This is a genomic window from Sporosarcina sp. A2 (genome assembly GCF_050858885.1).
GTDB lineage: Bacteria > Bacillota > Bacilli > Bacillales_A > Planococcaceae > Sporosarcina.
Map to the genome: position 1 here is coordinate 2,524,393 of NZ_CP193898.1, position 23,785 is coordinate 2,548,177.

At 41.7% G+C, this 23,785-nt stretch carries 22 protein-coding genes; 7 read left to right on the top strand and 15 right to left on the bottom strand.

All coding sequences use genetic code 11. The features are described 5' to 3' along the window. Nucleotides 1–38 precede the first annotated feature (38 nt). Nucleotides 39–1,991, bottom strand: a complete 1,953-nt coding sequence (locus tag ACRPI0_RS12815) for a cation:proton antiporter (RefSeq protein ID WP_432353069.1) — start codon at nucleotides 1,989–1,991, stop codon at nucleotides 39–41. A gap of 75 nt (nucleotides 1,992–2,066) precedes the next feature. Further along, nucleotides 2,067–2,744, bottom strand: a complete 678-nt coding sequence (locus ACRPI0_RS12820) for a TetR/AcrR family transcriptional regulator (RefSeq protein ID WP_432353071.1) — start codon at nucleotides 2,742–2,744, stop codon at nucleotides 2,067–2,069. 107 nt (nucleotides 2,745–2,851) lie between these two features. On the opposite strand from ACRPI0_RS12820, the gene ACRPI0_RS12825 reads away from it, so the two are divergent. Together ACRPI0_RS12825 and ACRPI0_RS12830 are read left to right on the top strand one after the other, a co-directional pair. Continuing rightward, nucleotides 2,852–4,036 carry a YhgE/Pip domain-containing protein gene (locus tag ACRPI0_RS12825; protein ID WP_432353072.1) on the top strand — a complete coding sequence of 395 codons (1,185 nt, stop codon included), beginning with the start codon at nucleotides 2,852–2,854 and terminating at the stop codon, nucleotides 4,034–4,036. Between the two features lie 73 nt (nucleotides 4,037–4,109). Further along, nucleotides 4,110–4,604, top strand: coding sequence for a DinB family protein (locus ACRPI0_RS12830; RefSeq protein ID WP_432353073.1), 495 nt, complete (start codon nucleotides 4,110–4,112; stop codon nucleotides 4,602–4,604). A 74-nt stretch (nucleotides 4,605–4,678) separates the two neighbouring features. On the opposite strand, the gene ACRPI0_RS12835 is transcribed toward ACRPI0_RS12830, so the two are convergent. Genes ACRPI0_RS12835 through ACRPI0_RS12845 form a run of 3 tightly spaced genes read right to left on the bottom strand, consistent with a single transcriptional unit; the run spans nucleotide 4,679 to nucleotide 7,869 of the window. Further along, entirely contained in the window at nucleotides 4,679–5,803 is a 1,125-nt protein-coding gene (locus ACRPI0_RS12835) for a DHHW family protein (RefSeq protein WP_432353074.1), read from the bottom strand. A gap of 36 nt (nucleotides 5,804–5,839) precedes the next feature. Beyond that, nucleotides 5,840–7,264 carry an MBOAT family O-acyltransferase gene (locus ACRPI0_RS12840; RefSeq protein ID WP_432353075.1) on the bottom strand — a complete coding sequence of 475 codons (1,425 nt, stop codon included), beginning with the start codon at nucleotides 7,262–7,264 and terminating at the stop codon, nucleotides 5,840–5,842. Between the two features lie 59 nt (nucleotides 7,265–7,323). Further along, nucleotides 7,324–7,869, bottom strand: coding sequence for a DUF4358 domain-containing protein (locus tag ACRPI0_RS12845; RefSeq protein WP_432353076.1), 546 nt, complete (start codon nucleotides 7,867–7,869; stop codon nucleotides 7,324–7,326). Between the two features lie 192 nt (nucleotides 7,870–8,061). Between ACRPI0_RS12845 and ACRPI0_RS12850 the strand changes: the two genes are divergently transcribed. Beyond that, nucleotides 8,062–8,583: a cupin domain-containing protein gene (locus ACRPI0_RS12850; protein ID WP_432353077.1), complete on the top strand. Its 522-nt coding sequence runs from the start codon at nucleotides 8,062–8,064 to the stop codon at nucleotides 8,581–8,583. Nucleotides 8,584–8,622: 39 nt separating this feature from the next. On the opposite strand, the gene ACRPI0_RS12855 is transcribed toward ACRPI0_RS12850, so the two are convergent. The 7 genes from ACRPI0_RS12855 to ACRPI0_RS12885 all read right to left on the bottom strand — a co-directional run bounded on the left by ACRPI0_RS12855 (nucleotide 8,623) and on the right by ACRPI0_RS12885 (nucleotide 14,933). Further along, nucleotides 8,623–9,462, bottom strand: coding sequence for a MurR/RpiR family transcriptional regulator (locus tag ACRPI0_RS12855; protein ID WP_432353078.1), 840 nt, complete (start codon nucleotides 9,460–9,462; stop codon nucleotides 8,623–8,625). A 20-nt stretch (nucleotides 9,463–9,482) separates the two neighbouring features. After that, nucleotides 9,483–10,421 carry an ROK family protein gene (locus tag ACRPI0_RS12860; RefSeq protein ID WP_432353079.1) on the bottom strand — a complete coding sequence of 313 codons (939 nt, stop codon included), beginning with the start codon at nucleotides 10,419–10,421 and terminating at the stop codon, nucleotides 9,483–9,485. 76 nt (nucleotides 10,422–10,497) lie between these two features. Next, entirely contained in the window at nucleotides 10,498–11,991 is a 1,494-nt protein-coding gene (locus tag ACRPI0_RS12865) for a sodium:solute symporter (RefSeq protein ID WP_432353080.1), read from the bottom strand. 82 nt (nucleotides 11,992–12,073) lie between these two features. Beyond that, nucleotides 12,074–12,946, bottom strand: a complete 873-nt coding sequence (locus tag ACRPI0_RS12870) for an N-acetylneuraminate lyase (protein WP_432353081.1) — start codon at nucleotides 12,944–12,946, stop codon at nucleotides 12,074–12,076. Nucleotides 12,947–12,986: 40 nt separating this feature from the next. Then, nucleotides 12,987–13,673, bottom strand: coding sequence for an N-acetylmannosamine-6-phosphate 2-epimerase (locus tag ACRPI0_RS12875; protein WP_432353082.1), 687 nt, complete (start codon nucleotides 13,671–13,673; stop codon nucleotides 12,987–12,989). Nucleotides 13,674–13,912: 239 nt separating this feature from the next. Next, nucleotides 13,913–14,275 carry a hypothetical protein gene (locus ACRPI0_RS12880; protein WP_432353083.1) on the bottom strand — a complete coding sequence of 121 codons (363 nt, stop codon included), beginning with the start codon at nucleotides 14,273–14,275 and terminating at the stop codon, nucleotides 13,913–13,915. A 271-nt stretch (nucleotides 14,276–14,546) separates the two neighbouring features. Next, nucleotides 14,547–14,933 (bottom strand): winged helix-turn-helix transcriptional regulator, encoded by a 387-nt coding sequence (locus ACRPI0_RS12885; RefSeq protein WP_432353084.1) that lies wholly within the window; start codon nucleotides 14,931–14,933, stop codon nucleotides 14,547–14,549. Between the two features lie 186 nt (nucleotides 14,934–15,119). Here ACRPI0_RS12885 and ACRPI0_RS12890 point away from each other — a divergent pair, with 186 nt between their 5' ends. Beyond that, on the top strand, nucleotides 15,120–16,100 hold the full coding sequence (locus ACRPI0_RS12890; protein WP_432355958.1) for a Gfo/Idh/MocA family protein: 981 nt from the start codon (nucleotides 15,120–15,122) through the stop codon (nucleotides 16,098–16,100). 66 nt (nucleotides 16,101–16,166) lie between these two features. Here ACRPI0_RS12890 and ACRPI0_RS12895 read toward each other — a convergent pair whose 3' ends face one another. Both ACRPI0_RS12895 and ACRPI0_RS12900 read right to left on the bottom strand, forming a co-directional pair. Next, complete coding sequence (locus ACRPI0_RS12895; RefSeq protein ID WP_432353085.1) at nucleotides 16,167–16,970, bottom strand: Cof-type HAD-IIB family hydrolase; 804 nt, start codon at nucleotides 16,968–16,970, stop codon at nucleotides 16,167–16,169. 44 nt (nucleotides 16,971–17,014) lie between these two features. Beyond that, complete coding sequence (locus tag ACRPI0_RS12900; RefSeq protein WP_432353087.1) at nucleotides 17,015–17,635, bottom strand: cyclase family protein; 621 nt, start codon at nucleotides 17,633–17,635, stop codon at nucleotides 17,015–17,017. A gap of 559 nt (nucleotides 17,636–18,194) precedes the next feature. On the opposite strand from ACRPI0_RS12900, the gene zwf reads away from it, so the two are divergent. Genes zwf through gndA form a run of 3 tightly spaced genes read left to right on the top strand, consistent with a single transcriptional unit; the run spans nucleotide 18,195 to nucleotide 22,467 of the window. Beyond that, nucleotides 18,195–19,646 (top strand): glucose-6-phosphate dehydrogenase, encoded by a 1,452-nt coding sequence (zwf, locus tag ACRPI0_RS12905; protein ID WP_432355959.1) that lies wholly within the window; start codon nucleotides 18,195–18,197, stop codon nucleotides 19,644–19,646. 34 nt (nucleotides 19,647–19,680) lie between these two features. Continuing rightward, complete coding sequence (locus ACRPI0_RS12910) at nucleotides 19,681–21,030, top strand: glucose-6-phosphate isomerase (protein WP_432353088.1); 1,350 nt, start codon at nucleotides 19,681–19,683, stop codon at nucleotides 21,028–21,030. Between the two features lie 21 nt (nucleotides 21,031–21,051). Further along, a complete protein-coding gene (gene gndA / locus ACRPI0_RS12915; protein WP_432353089.1) occupies nucleotides 21,052–22,467 on the top strand; it encodes an NADP-dependent phosphogluconate dehydrogenase in 1,416 nt (471 codons plus the stop codon). Between the two features lie 133 nt (nucleotides 22,468–22,600). Here gndA and ACRPI0_RS12920 read toward each other — a convergent pair whose 3' ends face one another. Continuing rightward, nucleotides 22,601–23,659, bottom strand: coding sequence for an NAD(P)/FAD-dependent oxidoreductase (locus ACRPI0_RS12920; RefSeq protein ID WP_432353090.1), 1,059 nt, complete (start codon nucleotides 23,657–23,659; stop codon nucleotides 22,601–22,603). Nucleotides 23,660–23,785 lie beyond the last annotated feature (126 nt).

Below are 23,785 nucleotides of genomic sequence, written 5' to 3' on the forward strand. Positions count from 1 at the left end.
GAATACTGACTTCCGGACAGCCCTTTTTGCATAGCATTTTAGTTTTGTAGTTGGAGGCTACTTTCAATAGCTAACAGATTTTCTCGATACTGCTTCATTTCAATTCTAGTGAGCTCTCCTTTTTCGAACGCTGTATGGATGAACGTCCGCTCTGTATGAAGTGCAAAGTCAATCCATTCATGTAAGTGATGGAGTGCTTCACCATGTAGCCCATACCCACCCATCCGTTCATAATTCAGCAAGAAAGCTTCTACGAGTTCTGGAGAGAACTCTCCTACTCGAAGCATTTTCAATTTTTCTGTAACGTATTGACCGTTTAGTTGCAGTAAGATTTTCCGTTGCTCTTTACGCTCTTCGAATGTGAGTGGCTTCAGATGAAGACCATGGAGATAACGCTTCATAAGTCGACCATAGAACGCTTGGACTCTATATTTCTTTTGTTTTGTGAGGCGATACAACCGTTTGTTGAGTCTCCTTAGGAACGGAAACGCAAGTTGAATACGAACTTGATCCTTTTTCACTAATTCTATCGTGTTTTCCAATTGCCATTCCATTATTAGTTGTCTAATTTTGCGTTCTTTATTATTCATTTCCTTGTCACTCGTTAGTGAAAAGATTCGGTCATTGTACATTTTAATTACTCGTCCGATTACCCGTTTGTTATCAGTTGTCCGATGCTTCCTCAATTCTCTCTTCACATCACGGAGCATCTCAATCTCCCATGTATGATCATTAGCAACGAACGCGTATGAGTTTTTAGGTGCAAAGAATTGCAACGTGAAGTTTGCTAGTAGCAATGTAGTTAAGATTACCCCCGCTGCTATAAACAGTAATAAATCTCTTCCAGCAAATGGTGTACCATCACTTAAAAATAGAGGTAACGAGAGTACGCTGACTAATGTAATGGTCCCTCGCACGCCTGAAATCGTGTATAAAAGTGTGTCTTTAATACGTTGTTTCCCAACGGTTTCTGTCGTGTTTTTGAAGTTATTGAAAAAGATGATCCATGCGAATCGCAATGCAAGCAAGGCAAACGTGATCGCTGCTATATATCCAAATAATATAAAGAGTGATAACTGTTGATCCCTAAGGATAGTTTGCAGGATCTTAGGTAGCTGAGTGCCTAGCAATACAAAAACAATTCCGTTCAAACTAAAAGTGATAACCGACCATGTATTTCTCGATAGGAGTTTCATTTGTGCGATTTCTGGATTGAATTTCCGATATGCAAGTGAGTGAACAATTCCGCCACTGACTACTGCCAATATACCATTTACTCCTACGTTTTCAGCAATAACAAAAATGAGGAAGGGTAGCAGTACTTCCATGAGGATGAAGGATACACTATTTTCGATTCCAAGCGCTCTCAATCGTTTCATCAACAGGATTTTCAAAAGGCTCAGTAATGCACCTAATGCAATCCCGCCAATTGAAATGAGGATGAACGTGATGCTCGCATGTGCCAAAGAAAATGTGCCTGTCAGTAACGCTGCAACCGCAAATTGGAAGGATACGAGTCCTGAGGCATCATTGATGAGGGACTCTCCTTCCAGGGTATGTCTAATCTTATGAGGTACTTTCACTTTTTCCGCGAGGGCACTAACCGCTACAGCATCAGTCGGTGCGAGGGCGGCGGCTAGTGCGAAAGCAGCGGCTAGTGGTAATGATGGTAATAGTAAGTGGATAAATCCTCCAAGTAATCCGACTGTAATAAACACCAGACCAATCGATAGGGAAAGAATCGATTTCCGCTCCCTCCAAATGGCTTTTTTGTCTACATTGACACCATCGTTGAATAGAATCGGAGCGATGAATAAAAGAAGAAATAGTTCAGGACTTAACTCTAGCGAATGATCTGTTAATGGGATGGCGAGTACAATTCCTAAGACAACTTGTATAAGTGGAACTGCAATGCTCGGTAAAAATCGGTTCAGTACATTCGAAATAAAAACTGCAAGCAACATAAGCAATATGACTTCAAAGATTTCCATTTCTTCACCTTCTCAATTTAGAAACTGTTTAGGACGTTACAAAAACTTACACCCGAAACAGCTTGTTTCTAATTTTTACGCTTCGTATTTTTCTTTCAATCCAGCTACATATGCTGGCCCGAAATTGGAGACTTTAGACAATAACAGTGCCATTTCATGTGGAGTTCTATCCATTCCGCGTTGAAGCCACTCTTGGATAACTCCTAAGTGAGCAGAACTAACATAGGCGACCAAATAATCCATAGGAACGAGCATCTTATCCGTTTGTGTATATCTAAGGAACTTGTCTAGCATCTTTTTTTTGATTACTTCTTTTACACGTGCTTGGAACGCGCTATTACCATTTGGTCCGAGCAATACCTGGATAAACTCATAATTCTCTTCTAGGTATTCAAATAGATTAATGATAAAAGGAAAAGGTTCATCCAAATTCATCTGTTCATATTGATCACGTGACAAGCTCTCCCAGGCTTCATCCGCAATTCGTTCCAAGTCTTCAAAAATCTCGCCCTCACTTTTTTCGAGGAGATCGTATTTATCTAAATAATGCAGGTAAAACGTTCCTCTATTGATATCCGCTCTTTCCGTCAAATCACGGACTGTCATCGCTTCAAACCCTTTTTCCTCCATCAACTGTGCGAACGTTTCTTTTATTCTTTGTCGTGTTCGTAGAACTCGTCGATCTGTTTTTTTTTCCTCCATCATGTCACTCCCTTTAAGAAGTTTCTGAACAAATTTCCTCTTGCTGTTCATAAATGAACATACCGTTTAAAAATGACGATTGCATGCATCCTATTACTGATTATACTATACACAGAGACGAATACACAACGTCGTGTTCATTAAAAGGAGGAGTTTCCATGAATGTATTAAGACATAAATTTATTTTCATTTCACCGATTATCATCTTAGCAGTGATCACGCTCTTTTCGCTTACGATGATTCCATCTGTCAGTCCATCTCCAAAAGAATTGCCGATCGCACTAGTCAATGAAGACGCAGGTGTCTCATTACCCGATCAGTCTCAACTAAATGTAGGAAAACAGATGATTGAAAAAATCCAATCACAGTCGGTGCCAGGAGTGGTTGCACCCGTTAAGTGGATCTCTGTTGGTAGCCTAGTAGAAGCTCAAAAAGGGATGGAAGCAAAGGAGTATTACGCTGCATTTGTCATCCCTAAATCCTTTAGTGAAAACCAGTTTTCATTGCAAACCCCGACCCCTGAGTCACCTGAGATACAAATGTACATCAATCAGGGTATGAACACCGTAGCTGCAACTGCGGCTGGTCAAATACTCGACGGCATAGTCGATGGTATTAACGAAGGTGTTCGGACGCAACTGTTAAGTACGTTCAGTACCAACGATGCCAGATTGACTGTCGACCAAGCAACAATGATTGTGGAGCCCATTCATAAGAAAGTGATGAACGTCAATAAGATCGGAGCAAAGAGTGCAAATGGAAACGCGCCAGTTTCACTGTTTCAACCAGTTTGGATGGCTAGTATTGGCGGAGCCGTTATCGTCTTCTTCGCACTTCAAAAGAGTTTCTTAACAGGAAGAAAACAAAAGGCAGCAGGTATCTCTGGCGCTATTGGAATTGGTGCGATACTGGCAATCCTAGCAGGATTCTGGACCACTTGGTTTGCAAACTCCGTCATCGGCCTAGAAATTCCAAGTTTCTCCGATACGGCATTGTTCATCTCATTAGCGTATTTCACGTATTTCCTGCTAATATCTGCTGTACTTTCCTGGCTTGGCATGAAAGGCATCCCAATATTCATTCTTACCTTATTTTTCGGTTTGCCGCTGCTGGCGATGCCTAAAGAGTTCATGTCTTCTTTCTACCAAGAATGGGTCAATCCATGGCTTCCTATGCGTCCTATGATTGACGGACTTAGAGATCTATTGTTTTTTGGAAAAGGATTCGAGTGGAGCCATTCCGTTGAAGCATTAACATTTATCGCAATAGGCAGTCTCCTAGTGCTTTGCAGTTCCATATTAAAAAAAGAACGCCGTCTTCCCGAACAACAACAACTCGGATGATGCATTCGTCTCGATGTTTAGGTCGGCTCACAAAATGGTATAAATAGGTATAGAGTGAATGAGGAGTGAGTAGATGAAAGTCAATGACGAAGCACGTGAAAAACTACTAAATGAAGTGACAGATTTAACAGAATCGGAGTTGAACTGGAAGTCTTCTGAAGACAAATGGTCCGTTGGACAAGTGCTTGAGCATTTGTACCTGATGGAGGGGGGCATCGTTAAAACGATTCAAACCCAACTTTCTAAAGGAAAGCCTCACGTAACTCCCGATAAACCCATTGAACGCACTGTGGATCGATCGACCAAAGTTGAAGTACCGGACTTCGCTAGACCAGGCGATGCATTCTACACACTAGAACAGCTAAAAGAAAAACTCGAGTCGTCCCATAATGGGCTCAAACAAATAGAAACTATGGTCCCTGAAGACCAATTAGCTGCCAAGTCCTTCCCCCATCCTGTATTCGGAGACATGAACTTGGCACAATACATTCCATTTGTCGGCTATCATGAGTTGCGACATATTGATCAGATCAAAGAAGTGAAAGAATCCATGATAGCGAAAAAGTAAATACCTTCTATTTCAATATAAGTCACGAAAGGCCGAGACGTTTTACACCGTCTCGGCCTTTTGCATATATTTTCTTATTGCCGTAACCAAATCAAGTTCTGGTCTTCTGCGAAATTCGCGATATTGTAGACGAACAATATCTCGTTGATCCCCTTCTCCTTCATCACCTGCGTCATATTTCGGTGATCATATCGTAGATCAACCATGTAAATTTCTTCAAAATGGTTTGCTAGGAATGGTACAAGCGAATGCGCATAAGAGTCTTTGATTAACACTAGTTTGCGTCCGTTCTTAACAGTAGAACGGATGTTAACTGCCCGATGATTCCCTCCTAAAAAGACAGAATACTGATCCCGTTTCTTAAGAAACTCCCACGCATACAATGAATCCATTTCCGACCTTCCATCATCGATATCAACATCGTATGCGACTTGGAATTTCGGCTCAAAGACATCAATTGGTTCTGTCGGAATCGATGGATCATTGGCTTTTGCATCGTATGTCCCTTTGAACGAATTTGAAACCGTCCGAATTGTAAAATCTTCTTTCTTATAAGGAGTCATCCCCATCTGTTCCAGTACTGCACGGTACGCAACATACGCACCATGAGTTGTCCAGTGATGATCGGTCCGGAAATAGATAGGTTCATCTTTAGCAGCCTGTAATGCACTTGTAGCATCGATCCAACGGATATCCCCCTCTACCTGTTTCTCCACACGATCGATGGCAGCTGTTTCACTATCCGTCGGTGCGAACTTCGGTAACTTTTCCGGATAGATTTCGACGGAAGTTGGAGCTAACAAGCCATATACGTTTGCGTCTTTGTTATTTTGAAGAAAACGGGTGAGACTTGCACTATTTGCATCCAGCTGAACTGTAGGCGTTTGAAACTTTTCAAACAAATATCCATCTTTACCGAAATATACTCCGTTGTTATCTTTCCTCAACACCGCTTTTTCTGCAGACGCTTTAATAGAGGTCCAAAACCGTTTATTGACGAATTGATCACTTAAATAGGTTTCCACATCTTTTGTAAATGCACCCGACTTAACACGTTCCCATGAAAGTTCAGGGACTTGTGCAAGCCAACGGTTTTCAGCTTGAGAAAACGATGTATCCTCTGCCAGTACATTCATGATTCCGGTTCCTGCTAAAAAAGCCGTAAATCCTACAATCAACAACACATGCAATCGTTTCAAGCCAAATCCCTCCTATCCTAACAAATTTCAATGCTCTTAAAAACGGAAGTATAAGAAAGGATTGAACGCATCGTCTACTAAATAGGCAGTCGCGAGGAGTAGAATCGCCGAAAAAAAGACTGTTTGAAGTGCGATTTGCATCCATTCATTTTTCCCTACATTACTTCGGTCGACCCAACGCTTCCACAATCGAGGAAACACTGGCGTAGATAGAATCCCAGCAATCACGAGTAGCACACCATTCGTATAAATTTCATACAAAAATGTTGTGTCGTATAAGGGGAGACCCGCTAAGCCAACCATTACTTGAGCGTAATTCAGCCCTTCCCTAATATCCTCAAATACGAAGATTACCCAACTGAACAAAATTACGATGAGTAAATATAAATGTTGCACTACATTCGGAAGTTTTCCGAGCCATTTGAGAAGGCCTGCTCGTTCAATTGCGATGAGCACTCCGAAATACAAACCCCACAACACATAATTCCAGCTCGCACCATGCCAAAGACCCGTCAATCCCCATACGATGAATAAGTTTCGATAAAGAGCAAACTGTCCTTTCCGATTACCGCCAAGGGGAATGTAAACGTAGTCTCTAAACCAGGATCCTAAGGTAATATGCCAACGTCGCCAAAACTCGGAAGCGTTCTTTGCAATGTATGGATAGTTAAAGTTTTTCGGAAAAGAAAAGCCGAACATCTTACCAAGACCAATCGCCATATCCGAATACCCACTGAAGTCAAAGTAGATTTGGAAGGCAAATGCAATGATTCCAAGCCATGCAGCAAGTACGGTCAGCTCTGACACACCCTGACTTTCTACGTTTGCCCAAAGCTGTCCGATTGTGTTGGCAATTAGTACTTTCTTTCCGAGTCCGATGATGAAGATCCGGACTCCATCTGCAAATTGGCTGAGCTGAAACGTCCGATTCATAAGTTCTCGCTCGATAATCTCATAACGTACGATAGGGCCTGCAATTAGTTGAGGAAATAAGGAAACGTAGAGCGCAAATGTAATGATATTCTTTTGCGGTCGGACATTTCCTCGATACACATCAATCGCATAAGACATCGTTTGGAACGTATAAAACGAAATACCGATTGGAAGTGGTAAATCCAGAGGTTCAATGCCTGTTCCGACGATACTGTTAATGCTTCCAATCAGAAAGTCTGCGTACTTGAAAAATGATAAAACCGCTAAATTGACAATGAGGGAGGACAGAAGTCCGAGTTTTGCATAGAGCGGCCGCTGCTCTCTAAACCGTCCAATGATGCGGCCATGTATGTAATCCGTTAGAGCAGAAAAAATCATCAATGCTATGTATATAGGTTCTCCCCACGCGTAAAAAAACAGGCTGACGCCGAGCAACGTGAAGTTTTTAATAGATCGTGGACTGATGTAGTAGAGTAAAAGTGCTATCGGCAAAAAGAAAAATAGAAACGTTAGACTACTAAATACCACACGTGACGCCCCCTCCCCCTAAAGAATAAAAAAAGGCACATATTGTGCCTTTTCATGTGTTAGAAACTATCGTTGAATGTTTTCTCAATCGCTTCAGGATTTGTGTATGTTACATATAAAAGGAATTTCCCTTTAGTTATGATTTTATTGTTTTTCACTTTTTCATATTGCTCAGGCAAGTATTGCTCCCACGTTTGAACTTGTGCTGCCAATTCATTTTCGAGAGATGTTTTCAATGCTTCCACATTTTTTTCATCTTTCGCTTCTAGCACGATGATTTCATCTGCATTGACATTCATCAAAGCAGCGATGACTGTACCGTTAGCGAGTAGTTTAGAATCTAACTTCATTTTCTCAATCCAAATATCAGCTACTGAATTTTCATCCGTAGAATCCGTCAAATCAGCTTCTTGATGAGTTTGACTCATATCGTCTACGCCTAAAGCTTTCAAATCTGCGGACAGCGTTTCTCTAATGTTCTTCGTGATCTCTGTAAAACTAGCTTCTTTCCCCTGATTTTTTGCTGGCTCGTCTGAAGACGTATTGCCACACGCCGCCATCAATACAGCCATGAACAATACGATGATTCCTGCTATCTTTTTCATAAAAATCCCCCTCAATTCCCTCATGTAATGGTTCTTGTATAAGTAGTCGGCCGACCTCCCGAAAAGTTTCACTGTTATTTCGGGAAAGTGGATCAAGTTAAAAAACCGATTGCCATGTTTCTCACATTCCAAGAATCGGACGCATAGCCTATAGAAGTCGAGCATTATAGATAGACCGAAAGGATGGATTGCATGACTTCAGAGAAAACCAACGAGGGCACTGGTCTAAACTATTTTTTAGATGTCAACAACAACCCATTTTTCGTAAAGAATAGTAAGAACTTCATTAACATTGTCAGCAGCCAACAACTGAATTCACTTCAAGACGTCTCCATGTTAGATATATTTCTTAGTAAGGACAGTATTATCGAGCCTCACTATCATCCAAACGGTTCGGAACTAACGTATTGTATTTCTGGATCTGCAACTATTTCTATGATGAACATTCATACAAAGGAATTCCTGCACACTCACATCACTAAAGGTCAGGTAGTCAATATCCCCCAAGGATGGTGGCACTATCAGTTAGCACATGAAGATCACACTCACTTGCAAGGGATATTCAATGTTGGGGCCCCTGAAGTAGTCTTTGGTTCGGATTTGTTAACTCAAACCCCTTCAGACGTCTTCCCTTATACGTATGGAATTGATGCAACCCAATGGAAATCCGTGATTGAACAGGTGAAACCAATGACCGTGATTGGACCATCCTGACAGAGATAGTAAATTGCTTATGCATTCCCTAAATCGTCATCAATACAGTTTCGGTGAAATATTCGCAGAAATCTCGGTTTGAATTTTTTCCACACTGTCTACGTCGCTTACAGCTAATCCTGTACAGAGTACATCTATCAGGAACAATTGAGCTACTTTCGTCACTAACGACCCGCTATCCAGCGGGTTTTCTTTTGCTGAACCGAGAAGAATATGATCAGCGAATTTTGTGAGCGGTGATTTCAGGTAGTTTGTTAATGCGATAATTGTGGCACCTTTTTCTTTCGCGATTTTAACGGAATCGACGATATCCTTCGTACCACCTGAAATACTGATAGCAATGACTACACTATTTTTGTTCAATGAAGACGCGAGCATCACTTGAAAATGAGGATCGATGACAGCTGTCGCTTGGCGTCCGATTCGTATTAACCGGCTTTGCATATCAAGTCCAGCGATTCCAGAAGATCCTACGCCAATGATAACAACAGTATCTTTTTGATTTATCACATCAATTGTACGTTGCAGCTCCCTTTCATCCACAAGTTCTGATGAATCTTCTACAGCCCTCACCATATTATTCCGGATTTTATCCAGGTAGGTTCCTTGTTCCGGTACGGTGGCATACGTTGCCAACTCTTGTGCGTAGGAATACTTAAAGTCTTGAAACCCTTTGTAACCAAGTTTCCTAAAAAAACGAAGTACTGTTGCTTCCGCCACACCACTTGCCTCACATAATTCGGTGAGAGATAGATAAATTACGTGGGTTTCATTGGCAAGTAAATACGTATAGATTTTAGACTCTGATTTTGTAAATTGAGGCTTGTATTGCTCCATGAGCACCGAAGGTTTCATCCCCTTTAGTGGTCCCGTTCGCATAAGTCTCGTACCCCTTTCTTTTAATGGTTGTGTAAAGGATTATGGTTCAAAAAATGGCGAACCGCACCGAGTAAATTCGCATCATTCGCTTTTTCGGCAAGTAAAATGGACAAGCCCTTTTTATGGTTCGGCATGAGTTTCGTTTCAAGAGACGTTTGAATGGCTTCTTGCAACAGAGCACCTTGTGCAGAGATTCCTCCACCGATCACAACGGCTGAAGGGTTCAAAATGAGAATAAGTGACGCAAGTCCTGTCGTCAACTCGTCCACCCACTTTTCAAATATAATCGATGCCGAGTCATTCCCTTCACGAATCAACTCAAAAAAAGCTGGGAGCTCCATCTCCCCGAACTTCTCGTTCACTAGTAAAGAAAGCGCTGTACTTGAAGCATACCTTTCGTAACAACCTGCTTGCAGACACGTACAAGGCTTGCCGCCCGGATGCAATGTCATATGCCCGATTTCACCGCCAGAAAAAGTTGCGCCTCTATATAAACTGCCATTGATGAATAAGGCACCGCCGATTCCTGTGCCCAGTGTCACCGTCAAAAAATCATTTATGTTACGAGCGGCTCCTAACCATTGTTCTCCAAGTGCTGTACAATTCACATCATTATCCATAGTAGCAGGTATACCAAATTCAGCAGTCACTTGCTCGCATACATTCATGCCTGAGTAGCCTGGAATTGTGTCCGTGGCATAGATAATAAAGCCTTGCTCTGTATCCACTTGCCCTGCAGAACTGATTGCAATCCCACTGAGAACCTCTGAAGCTTGCATCTCCTTACAAATCATTAAAATGGTATTCATGAGATGCGAACCGCCTTTACTTGCTTCTGTCGGATAAGACTTAGCATTCGTCAACGTTCCGTATTCGTCTAAGATTGCCGTTTTTATGGAGGTCCCCCCAATATCGATTGCGCCTATATACATAGTGATTCCCCTCTCTAACTCTTGCATTTACTATATCATTTGATACGGAAAAGGACAGCACCTTGTATACGGCACTGTCCTTTCCCGATGTTTACTTATAACCTTACTTTTGGTCGTAGTATGTGAGCTGTGCTGAGCTATCCTCTGCCTTACTCTTATCGTTGAACAGCAAGCTGAACAAGTAACCGAATACGAGAGAAGAGACTAGGTTAATGAGTGAATACGCCCACAGGGTTGTGTCTGTGAAATAAGAAACGTAGATTGCTATCAAGGAAGTGATGATGAAACCTGCAATAGCTCCCTTTGAATTCGCACGTTTCGTCATGATACCAAGCGTGAATGTACCACCGATAATACCGAGTACAAGACCCATCAGACCGTTAAACCATTCATACGCAGAACTCACGTTAGAGTATGCAAGAACGATTGCAAAAATTATTGAAAGGACGCCTACAATGATGCTAACGAACTTAGCGATTTTCGTCCCTTTTTCATCGGTCATATCTGGGCGCAAGACTTTTTGGATATCTAATGTCCAACTGGTTGCAACACTATTCAATCCTGTAGATAGTGTCGATTGACCTGCCGCAAAAAGTCCAGCTATGAGTAATCCCGAAATCCCTGCCGGTAACTCAGTGACGATGAAATTCGCAAAGATGAGATCTTTTGCCCCATCAGGCATGTCACCACCAGCTTGCTTATAAAACACATACAACGACGTTCCGATTAAGAAGAACAACGTTGCGGTACCAAGAGAGAGCACACCGTTCATGATAGTCATTTTGTTCATCTGCTTCAAATCCGTCGTAGTCAAATACCGCTGTACCATGTCTTGACTGGAAATGTACGAGAACAATGTAGATAATCCAGCACCTAAGAAGATGATGAACAAGCTATCATTGAATATATTCGGGTCAAAAATAACTGCTTCACTAAAGAATTTGTTGTCTTGGACACCGACCTTCATAATCTCTGGGAAGCCGCCTTTAACGGAAATAATGAGCACGATGAGTGCGAAAACCCCGCCACCTATCAGGACAATCCCTTGGATGAAATCTGTCCATAGTACCGATTTAATCCCACCAATTGATGAGTAGATGGTTGCGATGACACCCATAAATAGAATGATTACTACAGTATGTATCCCTGTAACTGCTGATAACGCTAGCGCTGGCAAGTACATAATGATCGACATACGTCCGACTTGGTAAATGATGAAAAGAGAACTTCCCATAATCCGTAAGCCTTTGCCAAATCGCATTTCTAAATATTCATATGCTGTATCAATGTTGAGATTCCGATACACTGGCAAGAAGAAGTAAATGGCTACTGGAACAGCAATGAATAATCCAATTTGACCTGCCCAGAGTTGCCAGTTTCCAAGATACGAATTTCCGGCAAGTGATAAGAACGATATCGGAGAGAGCAACGTTGCAAATAGGCTGACCGACGTAACCCACCATGGGATACTGCCGTCTCCTTTAAAGAACTCTTTTCCTTTCATTTCCTTCTTCGCAACCGCAATTCCTATATATAGAATAAAGAGCAAATACGCAATCAAAATAACGTAGTCTATTACTGCAAACTTTCCATCCATCCCTTTTCCCCCTAACATCTCTTCGTCTATAGGAAAGCGCTTACTTATTCAATAGAAGACTTTCGAAAAAGTCTTCCTTTCATCACTTGCTCAAAAACGTGTGGGCGAGTTCTTTTGCCACTATCACTTTGTCTGTTGAAAGTTGTTTCATCGGCTTGCGGCAAACTCCCGCTTCCACGCCTTGTGTTTTCAACATTTCCTTGATTGTCTGATAAAGACCGTTTGCTAGAATGCCTGAAATGAGATCGTTCGTCACTTTTTGGATTTCACGAGCTTCGTCAATTCTACCTTCTTGAGCGAGTTCAAAAATTGAACGTGCACGAGCACCATTCACATTAAACGTACTGCCGATTGCACCATCTACGTTTAATACAGCAGCTGATAATAACATTTCGTCAAATCCTGAATAGATGAGTTTCTCAGGGTACGCGTGACGTAGACGTTCGAGTAAGTAGAAGTCCGGTGCTGTAAATTTCACGCCAATGATTTTCTCGTTTTCAAACAGCTCACCGAATTGTTCAAGACTCATGTTGACACCCGTTAAGGCAGGGATTGAATAGATGATCATTGTATTATCAACGCTATTGATGATCGTGTTGTAGTAGTCTTTGATCTCTTCAAAATCGAATTTGTAATAGAACGGAGTAACAGCAGATAACGAATCATAGCCGAGATCTGTTGCGAATTTAGCGAGTTCCACAGCTTCATCCAAATTGAGTGCACCGACTTGTGCAATAAGCTTCACTTGGTCTTTAGCTTCATCTTTGACAATTTCAAAAATCCGTTTTTTGTCTTCAGTCGAAATCAGGAAGTTCTCTCCTGTACTTCCGTTTACGTATAGTCCGTCCACTTTAGAGACATCGATGTTGTAACGTACTAGCTGACGCAATCCTTTTTCGTGAATGTTTCCTTGCTCGTCAAATGCACACATTAATGCTGTAAAAATACCTTTCATTCTGATCCGCTCCTCTTTTAGAGATGATTTTGTGAGTATCTTATTTGTGATTTATAGCTACTGCAAATTTTTCCGTGATATTCATAGGTCGTGTTATTGCACTTCCTACCACAACTGCATGAGCCCCTAGTTCTATCGCCAACTTTGCTTTTTCAGGTGTATCAAAGTTCCCTTCAGCAATGACTGGTACGTTCAATTTCTCAACGAGTTGCTTCACCAGCTCCAGCGGATTGACTTCTTTTGAATATGGTGTGTACCCTGCTAATGTCGGAGCCACAATATCCGCTCCTGCTTCAGCCGCAAGCATACCTTCTTCCAGAGTTGACACGTCCGCCATGAAGAGTTGCTCTGGGTATGCCTCTTTTGCCTGACTAAGGAGTTCTTTAAAAGTCTGATTTCCTGGTCTCAATCGATTTGTGCCGTCCAGTGCGATAATATCAACGCCTTCATCAGCCAGCGCAGAGATTTCTGCAAACGTTGGAGTGATGAAGACCGCCTCGTCCGGATAGTCTTTCTTAATAATCCCGATAATAGGGAGATCGACTTCTTGTTTAATTGCTTGGATATCTTCTACGGAATTTGCACGGATGCCAACCGCACCGCCCAGTTTTGCGGCGAGCGCCATTTTACTCATGATGAATGAGCTGTGTAACGGCTCATCCTCTAATGCCTGGCAAGAGACAATGAGGGAATGTTGTAATTGGTTCAGTAAATCTTGTCTGTTCATGAATAGTCTCCTTGCAGTTTGACGTTGAACGAGAATTTGACTAGTATCTTTTTTTACCGTTAAGTAGAAAGCGTTTTCAATCTATTGGCACTATATCATTTATGAAAGTTAACTGTCAAATATTCTTAGTTAATGATTATTAATCCGTCATTCTGGCGGAGTTTTGATTTTCAGACTGCTATTCTCGAACAAAAAAAAGCAATGACTCAACATGGAGTCATTGCAAGTTCGATTTACTATTATTTCTTACGTGAAATAAGAATGCCGATTATTCCAGTAACGATCACACCAAATGTAGCTAACTTCCGATAATTGCTTGCTGATTTGAAGGTGACGTGATCTGGTGTGATTTCATACACACCAACAGGTTTGATAGAGAAAATTCCTCCACCACCTTCTCCCCCACCATTTTCTCCTCCACCACCAATTGCATACTTCAACTTAGCGACTGGAATTACTTTGGTCAAACCAACTTCAACTGGTTCACCATAAATAAGCGAGACATCTTTTTGGATACCGAATTTTTTGAAAACTGATTTTATAGACGTTTCTTCAAAGGGTATCCCCAATTCGTCATGGCTGTCCTTTTCGTGATCATTCATCTGAACTCCCCCACATTTCTATGCAGACTTTTAGTACTTACTTTACATCATACTATCTGTTACGAATGAACATGACCTTTTGTTTCATTACATCTTTGTTTTAACACGTATTCTTTAACTACTTGATTAACTCCTTATTTCCAAGATGTAATTTCTCTTACTTGTACATGAAAAAACCCTCACTTACAGTTTGTCTGCGGAGTGAGGTGGGGGGCGCATAATTCGATGGATGCGCGCGGAATTAGCTTGGTTGTGCGCGATCGAGCGACACTCAGACCTGGTCCCCCAAAAATTGGTTTCCTGTCTGTTCTTCTTCGTCATGGGTTTCTAAATTAGTCGCAATATACGTTTTACCCCATTCATACATCGATTCTAAAATTGGCATAAGGGTTTTTCCCTGTTCAGTTGGCGAATACTCCACTTTCGGAGGAATGACTGGATAAACTTCCCTATGGACCATTAAATGATCTTCGAGTTCGCGTAATTGGTTGACAAGCATCCGTTGCGTAATTCCAGGCATTAAGTTCTTCCATTCACCAAAACGTTTTGTTCCTTCTACCCCAAAATGCCAGAGGACCAAAATCTTCCACTTGCCACCAATAATCGATAGCGTCAATTCCTTTTCACAATTAAAATCTTTTATCAAATTTCGGCACATTACCCCTTCTGAACCTTATGATCACTATTGGTTTACTTTTAGATACTATGTATACATTTATGTCGTAGTTTGATTTTAAGCTAGTACCTATTATAATGGAACTATTCCTATTCGTAAATGTAACTGTTCATCAAAGGAACAGTTGAAACACTACGAAGTTTTATCATTATATACAGAGGTGAAATGATGATTAGAATTGGTTTAGTCGGTACAAATTGGATTACGGAAAGATTATTAGACGGTGCAGCTCATGTTCAGTCACTCAAAATTGCAGCGGTTTACTCAAGAACGAGTGAACGTGCAGAAGAATTTGCAAGTAAACATAACATTCCTCATCAATTTACAAGCCTTGAAGAAATGGCAAGTAGCGATAAAATTGATGCTGTATATATTGCTACACCAAACTCTCTTCACGCTGACCAAGCAATCCTTTTCTTGCAACATGGAAAACACGTATTATGTGAAAAACCGCTCGCAGCCAATGCAAAAGAAGTTCAACGTATGTTTGAAACTGCGAAGCAGCACAACGTCCTCTTGATGGAGGCCATGAAATCCACATTGCTTCCTAACTTTAAAGTCATTCAAGAAAATCTACATAAACTCGGCACTATCCGGAAGTATTTCGCAAGCTTTTGTCAATATTCATCACGCTATGACCAATATAAAGATGGCATCGTGCTCAATGCATTTAAGCCTGAATTTGCAAATGGTGCATTGATGGATCTCGGGGTCTATTGCTTGTACCCTCTAATTTCCTTGTTCGGAGAACCTCTCGAGGTGAAAGCTACGGGCTCACTCCTTGAGTCTGGCGTAGATAGTTCGGGCAGTGTTACGTTGAAGTATGAAGGAAAAGATGCGGTTTTAATGTACTCTAAAGTTTCAAACTCTTCGTTACCGTGGGAAATTCAAGGTGAAAACGGCGTCATGCATATCACAAAAGTTTCTTCACCGGAACAAGTAGAAATCCAATACAACGACGGCACAGTCGAAACACTAACAGTCGAAATGCCCCTTCCATCGATGTATTATGAAATGCAAGAGTTTGTCGACCTAATTGATCTAGGTAAAACTGAATCTAATGTGAATACGTATTTCAATTCCTATACGACTATGAAAGTAGCGGATACCATCCGGAAGGATATCGGATTAGTATTCCCAAATGATTGATTAAGCTAAGTAAAAGCACGGCTCAGACGATAGAAATACTTCGTCTGAGCCGTGTTTTTTTCATAGTTACAGTTGCGGTTTGAGTATAAACTTATTTAGTACATGGAGTACGCCTTCATCATTATTTGTTTCGGTAGTATAATCCGCGATACTCTTCAGCGCTTCTACACCATTTCCCATTACGACTCCTAATCCCGCTGTCTTAATGAGTTCAAGATCATTATGATTATCGCCAATCCCTATTATTTCAGACTGTTGGATTCCAAGCTGCTCAGCCAAGTAGAGTAATGCCGTTCCTTTATTCGCTTCTGGATTTGTAACTTCCAAGTAATGAGGTTTCGACTTTGCAATATGGGCAGCTGAACCAAACTCCCCCTGCAACTCAAATTGCAGTCGGTCTAAATCCATCGGATCGCCAATGAACAGCACTTTTGTGAATTCTCTAGTTGCAAGACTGCTCAAATCGTCCACGATTGTATAAGGCACATTAGATTCCCTACCGTATTTTTGAATTTTCTCGTTGTCTTCAGCGACGTAAAGAATATCATCTTGATAGACCTGAACGTGTACTTGATGCTCACGTGCAAACTCAATTAGTCGTTTAGAAATTTCCAGTGAGACTGGGCGTTCGAACCAGACCTTTTTCTCATCCACGTCTTTAATAATTGCTCCCTGGTAAGTGATGAGTGGGACATTTAACTTCAGTTGTTCCGCGAACTTTTTCGCTGACGGAAACATACGCCCTGTTGCGATTGTTACAACCACACCACTTGCAATCACTTCTTGAATCGCTGAAATCGTATTCGGTGTAATTTGCAACTCGTCGGTTAATAGTGTTCCGTCAAGGTCAAGCGCTACTAATTTATACATGGAACTTCTCCTTTTTCCGTTTACCGATTCGCTTGCAGTGCAAGTTATTGTTGAAGTCCTTCAAATAACATTACTCTTGCTGGTGACGCATCCGTGCCCACTAACTTAAGAGGTGCTGCAACCATGAAGTAGTCACCTTGCTCTACTTCTTTCAAACGAAGTCCTTCTATAATAATAACGCCACTCGCAAACAATGTTTTGTGCGTTGGATGTCCTTCTTGGCTTCTTTCTACCCCAAGTGCATCGATTCCGATACCGCGTACGCCAATCTCAGCAAGGTACTGCGCACCGTCAGCAGCCAAGTAAACGAAATCAAAATCAAACTCTTCTTCGAAGGAGTTCTTAGTCTTCAATAAAACAAAATCGTTCTTCTGAATAGTAAATCCTACGAGATCTTTTTTAGATATACCCGATTCCACATGGGTTACATCGATTACCTTACTTTGTCCCACCAGGTTCGTTAACGAAAGCGTCTCAAAGGTTTCTCCGTCTTCAACCATATGAAGCGGTGCGTCAATGTGCGTTCCTGTGTGCAAGTCTAAATCTAATCGTGTTTCAGTAACATAACCATTTGTTACACGTTTCAATTCAGGTTGCTTTTCCGGCTTGTTTTTATAAACAGTCATTCCTTCGTAAATCGAGCTTGTCACATCATACATTTTCATCGTTTTCGACCACCTATTCTGTAGTTGTTCTCCTTTAAACTATACCGTCATCCTGTCATACTCGCCATCTCCATGTCTAGAAGAAACCCCTTTTCGATAAAAAACAGCCTGAGTCACGGCATGATCCGGACTCAGACTCTTCAGCAATTCTATTCTAAATTTGCATGACGACGTACTTTAAAATCACATACTGACTAGGAGTATACTGTCAAAAATAATGGATATAGCTCTTACTTTTTTACACTCCAATTATTAGTGACATCTTTCGGACGTAGATGCACATACTAAGGCTGCCGTTTTCTTCCGTAAAAATCACGTAACTCCACGCAAACTAATTTATAGTGTATGCTTACTTTTGCTCGATTTGGTTTTTATTTATCCACACTATACTATTTGTACTATTATGTTTTAAAGCTATGCACTTACATTTCTCCTCCATAAATCTTATACTAGGTACTGTTGCAGTTTTAAACACCGTAAATATATTTAACCTATTGGAGGGAAGCACATGGATTTTAATGATTCCTTTTCACATATTGCAGAGAACAGGTCAGCGAGCATGGAAGGTATGACAGTTGTCCTATTTGGCGCAACAGGTGATTTAGCCAAAAGGAAGTTATTTCCTGCTCTATACAACTTATATGTAGAAAACAAAATGCCGGAAGTCTTTTCAGTTATCGGACTCGGTCGCACCCCCTATACAGACGACGTATTCCAAACGAAAGTTGAACAATCGCTTCGCGCCTTCTCCAGGAGCAAAATACAAGACGAAGGATTTCAACAATTCCTATCCTCTTTCCGCTACAGTACATTTGACGCGACTGAACCGACATCGTATGAACAGCTGAATGACCTCATAGAACGAAGAGAACGTGAATTGAATCTACCTGAAAACCGTCTATTCTATTTGTCTGTAGCTCCTAGTCTAATCGATGTCATCACATCGAATCTTGCGACAAGTGGAGTCAGTCAAACATCAGGATGGAAACGTCTAATTGTAGAGAAACCTTTCGGAAGCGACTTGGCATCTGCCCGCGCGCTGAACGAAAAGTTGCGGACCGCGTTTAATGAAGATGAAATCTATAGAATTGATCATTACCTAGGCAAGCCAATGGTTCAGAATTTGGAAACGCTCATACTCGTTAATCCCGTATTGGATTCGCTCTTCAATCACCAACTGATCGCAAACGTACAAATTACAGCGAGCGAAACCGTTGGCGTTGAAACTCGTGCTCCTTATTACGACAAAGCTGGCGCAATTCGCGACATGGTACAGAACCATCTGTTACAACTTGTTATGATGACGGCACTTCATCTTCCTAAAAAAGCACATCCGGAAGAAATTCGTACGAAGAAGATGGAAATCATGCAAGCGTTACGTCCGATACAAGAGGAAACTCTACAGACGGACTTGATTCGTGCTCAATACAATGAAGGCGAAATCTTTGGTATCGATGTTCCCGCCTATCGCGAAGAGCCGGGAGTACCCCATTCGTCCATGAACGATACGTATATCGCTGCCCGATTATTTATCGACAATGAATTCTGGGAAGGAATTCCGTTTTACATTCGAACAGGCAAACGATTAGATAAAAAATCGACTCGCATTGTCTTCGAGTTTAAGGAACGTCCGACACAATTAGAGGATTACCATCCAGAAGGACTTGCTCCTAATCTGTTAATACTTGAGATTAGTCCGAACGAAAGTATATCGCTGCAGGTAAACATGAAAGATCCTTCTTCCAATCGTTTTGAACCTTCAACAATTACATTTACCACAAATTTGAATAACCAGCCAGAAGCCTATGAGCTACTTTTACATGATGCCCTGCTCGGCAATGCAACATTCTTTGCAAATTGGAAAGAAGTCGAATTGTCTTGGGAATGGATTCAACCACTACTGGTGGCATTTGAAGAGAACCGTTTACCATTAGCTACCTATACAGCAGGTTCGACAGGACCTAAAGAAGCGAGACAATTACTTGCAACCGATCACTTTAATTGGTGGTAAACAGACCACTTTCACATAAAAGGAGATACAGCACATGTCAGTTACATTTGAATATAAAAACGCAATGTCCTTCATGAAAAGCACGGAAATGGATAATTTTAGTGAATTCGTCAAGTCCGCTCACAACCAAATACACGGTCAACGCGGACCTGGATCCGATTACCTTGGATGGGTGAATTGGCCTGTCGAATACGACAAAGAAGAATTTGAACGAGTGAAGTCAGCCGCATCTCGGATTCAACAGCAATCGGATGCACTAATTGTCATCGGTATCGGAGGCTCGTATCTCGGGTCAAAAGCTGCTATCGAGGCACTATCCCATACGTTCCACAACCAGATAGATGGCAATACGGAAGTATATTTTGCTGGTCAAAACATTAGTTCAGTCTATATCGAGCACCTGCTTCAAGTATTAGAAGGAAAAGATATTTCTATCAACGTAATTTCTAAGTCAGGAACTACAACGGAACCCGCTTTAGCGTTCCGGATCTTCCGTGAGTTCATGGAAAAGAAATACGGTGAAGAAGAAGCACGTAAGCGGATTTACGTAACTACAGATAAAACCGAAGGCGCACTTCGTTCTTTGGCTATTGAAGAAGGTTACGAAACATTCGTTATCCCACAAAATATTGGTGGCCGTTATTCTGTACTCACACCTGTTGGTCTTCTACCAATCGCTGTAGCGGGTTTAAATATCGACGAAATGATGGCTGGAGCAGAAGCTGCTTTCCATAAGTATAATGATCCAAACATCGCTACCAATGGCAGCTATCAATACGCTGCAGTACGAAATATTTTTAATAGCAAAGGGAAATCTATCGAACTATTAGTAACTTATGAACCGGGTCTTCATTATGTAGCGGAATGGTGGAAACAGCTTTTCGGAGAAAGTGAAGGAAAAGATGTTAAAGGTCTCTTCCCTGCGTCTGTAAACTTTACGACAGATTTACACTCGATGGGACAATACGTTCAAGAAGGGCGACGTCTGTTCATCGAAACCGTACTCCAAATCAAAAAGTCACCTGTTGAGCGGACGATCCAAGCGGATGTGAACAACATTGACGGATTGAATTTCTTATCAGGAAAAACGATGGACGAAGTAAATAAGAAAGCAGCACTTGGCACGGCGCTTGCACATATCGATGGAGGTGTACCGAATTTGCTCATCGAGTTAGATGAGTTAAATGAATACACGTTTGGTGAGCTCGTTTATTTCTTCGAAAAAGCGTGCGCAATAAGCGGAACGTTACTTGGTGTGAATCCGTTTGACCAACCGGGTGTTGAAGCGTACAAGAAGAATATGTTTGCGCTACTTGGTAAAGAAGGATACGAAGAAGAGCGAAAACAGTTGGAAGAGCGTTTCACAGAGATTACTAGCTACTGAAACCAGAACGGAGGATGGATTATGAGTAATCAGCAAATCGGTGTCATTGGACTTGGTGTCATGGGGTTAAATTTGGCGCTTAACATGGAGAGTAAAGGGTTCCCTGTTGCGGTCTATGATTACTGGACAGATCGAACAGATGAATTCATCGCAAATGAAGCTAAGGGAAAAAACATCATAGGTGCTTCTACTCTTGAAGAATTTGTGGCATCTATTGCAACGCCACGCAAAATTTTGATGATGGTCAAAGCTGGAGAGACGACAGATTCTGTCATCCAATCGCTCCTGCCTCACCTAGAATCAGGAGACATTTTAATTGATGGAGGCAATACATTCTTCGAAGATACGAATCGTCGGACAGCTGAGTTGAAGGCTTCTGGCATTCACTTCATCGGAACGGGTGTATCCGGAGGCGAGGAAGGCGCTCGATTCGGTCCTTCACTCATGCCCGGCGGACCGAAAGAAGCTTATGACCAAGTAAAACCGATTCTTGATGCTATTTCCGCAAAAGTGGACGGCACTCCATGTAGCGCCCATATGGGTCCTGAAGGTGCTGGACATTATGTGAAGATGGTCCATAACGGTATCGAATATGGCGATATGCAACTGATTTCTGAAGCGTACTTCATTATGAAACACGCTCTCGGTATGACGTCTACTGAGTTGCATGACATATTTGCAGAGTGGAACTCAGGTGAACTGAATAGTTATCTAATTGAAATCACTTCTGAAATCTTCGGTAAGATTGATGACGAAACAGGAAATCCGTTACTTGATCAAATTTTAGACAAAGCAGGGCAAAAAGGGACAGGCAAGTGGACAAGTCAAAATGCTTTAGACTTAGGAATTTCGCTACCGATTGTTACCGAGTCCGTCTTCGCCCGATTCATCTCTTCCATCAAAGACGAGCGTGTCGCTGCTAGTCAATTGTTATCGGGACCTGAAGTTGCACCATTTTCAGGAAACCGTGAAGAAATGATTGAAGCGATTCGAAAAGCATTGTATATGAGTAAAATTTGTTCGTACGCACAAGGCTTCGCCCAAATGCGTGCTGCATCTGAACAATACGGCTGGGACATCCCATATGGCGAAGTTGCGATGATTTTCCGTGGAGGCTGCATTATTCGTGCGCAGTTCCTGCAGAATATCAAAGACGCATTCGACCATAATCCAGAGTTGCCAAACTTACTGGTAGATCCATACTTCACGAAAATTGTAGGAGAGTATCAATCTGCTCTTCGTGAAGTGTTAGCACTCGCAATCCAACAAGGCGTTCCAGCTCCTGCATTCTCTAGTGCTCTTGCTTATTATGATAGCTATAGAACAGCGACGTTGCCTGCAAATCTAATCCAAGCACAGCGCGATTATTTTGGAGCACATACGTATGAACGAATCGACAAGGATGGATCATTCCATACGGATTGGTCGAAGAACTAACTCACCACTATCAGTTGGCGAGTAGGTTCTGCGTTACCAGGTTCATCTACTTGAACAATTCTAAGAAACAGCAAAACACCAGCATCCTGAATAGGAATGCTGGTGTTTTTCATGGCCAAGACATGTAAATCGATTAGCCCTTCACAGTATACAAATGTTTAACCATTTCTCGGTTTCTTTCTTTAAAAATGTCGTTATGAGAGGACACCATTCCATGACCATGTGCGTCTGGTGTAATATATTGCTTTGCTTTGTTCACTGCGTTTGCAGCATCTTGAAATGCTCCCGCTATCAAATGAAGCTTTCCTTCGTGCCTTAAAATGTCCCCCGCTGCGAAAAGTCCAGGAACAGAAGTTTCACTCATCGGAGTCCCTTTCACTCCATATTGGTCTTCCATTTCAATCGCTAAACCACTGTTCTGTGTTAGCTCTTTATCCCGCTCATATCCGTGGTTAATGATCACTTCATCCACTTCTAATACAATACTTCTACCAGCCTCTACGGAATGCAGTTCCACTTTCTCGATTGATTCATGATCATCTGCAGCAATCAGCTTTTCAATGGTCGTATTTAGTAGACAGACAACGGAACTATTGAAAAGACGTGAAACTTCCGCTTCATGACCTTTTAAAATTCCCTTCCGGTAGGTCAAGTACACTTTCTTCGCAATCGGTTCAAGCTCATTCGCCCAATCGACCGCTGCATTCCCTCCACCTGAGATCAGGACAGTCTTCCCTTTAAATCGGGAAAGTGATTTAACAGTATAATGCAGATTAGATACTTCAAATCGTTCCGCACCTTCAATTGGTAAACGTTGCGGCTTTAAAATCCCTCCGCCAACAGCTAGAATGACGGTTTTCGAAAAGTGCTTTTGGTGACTGGCAGTCTGAACAACAAAGATTCCATCTTCCCTTTTATTAACGGCTGTCACTTTTTCACCCAAGAAGACTTCCGGCTTGAAAGTGAGTCCTTGCTGAATCGTCTGCTGAATGAGTTGTTCACCGGTGACTGGTGTAAGCCCTCCAATATCCCATATCATTTTTTCTGGATACACGTGAACTTTCCCACCCAAATACGGTTGAAACTCAATAATTTTCGTTTTCAGTTCGCGCAATCCACTGTAGAATGCGGAAAACAATCCTGCAGGACCCCCACCAATAATCGTCACATCAAATAATTCTTCTGAGTTCATTCTGTACGCCCCTTTTTTAGATAAAGATCTAGAATCTCAACATCCTCAGTTTATAAGTCACCGGCACGTCGGTTTAAATGAGAATATTTCTCAATTAAATTCAGTATATACATTACGATTTTATTT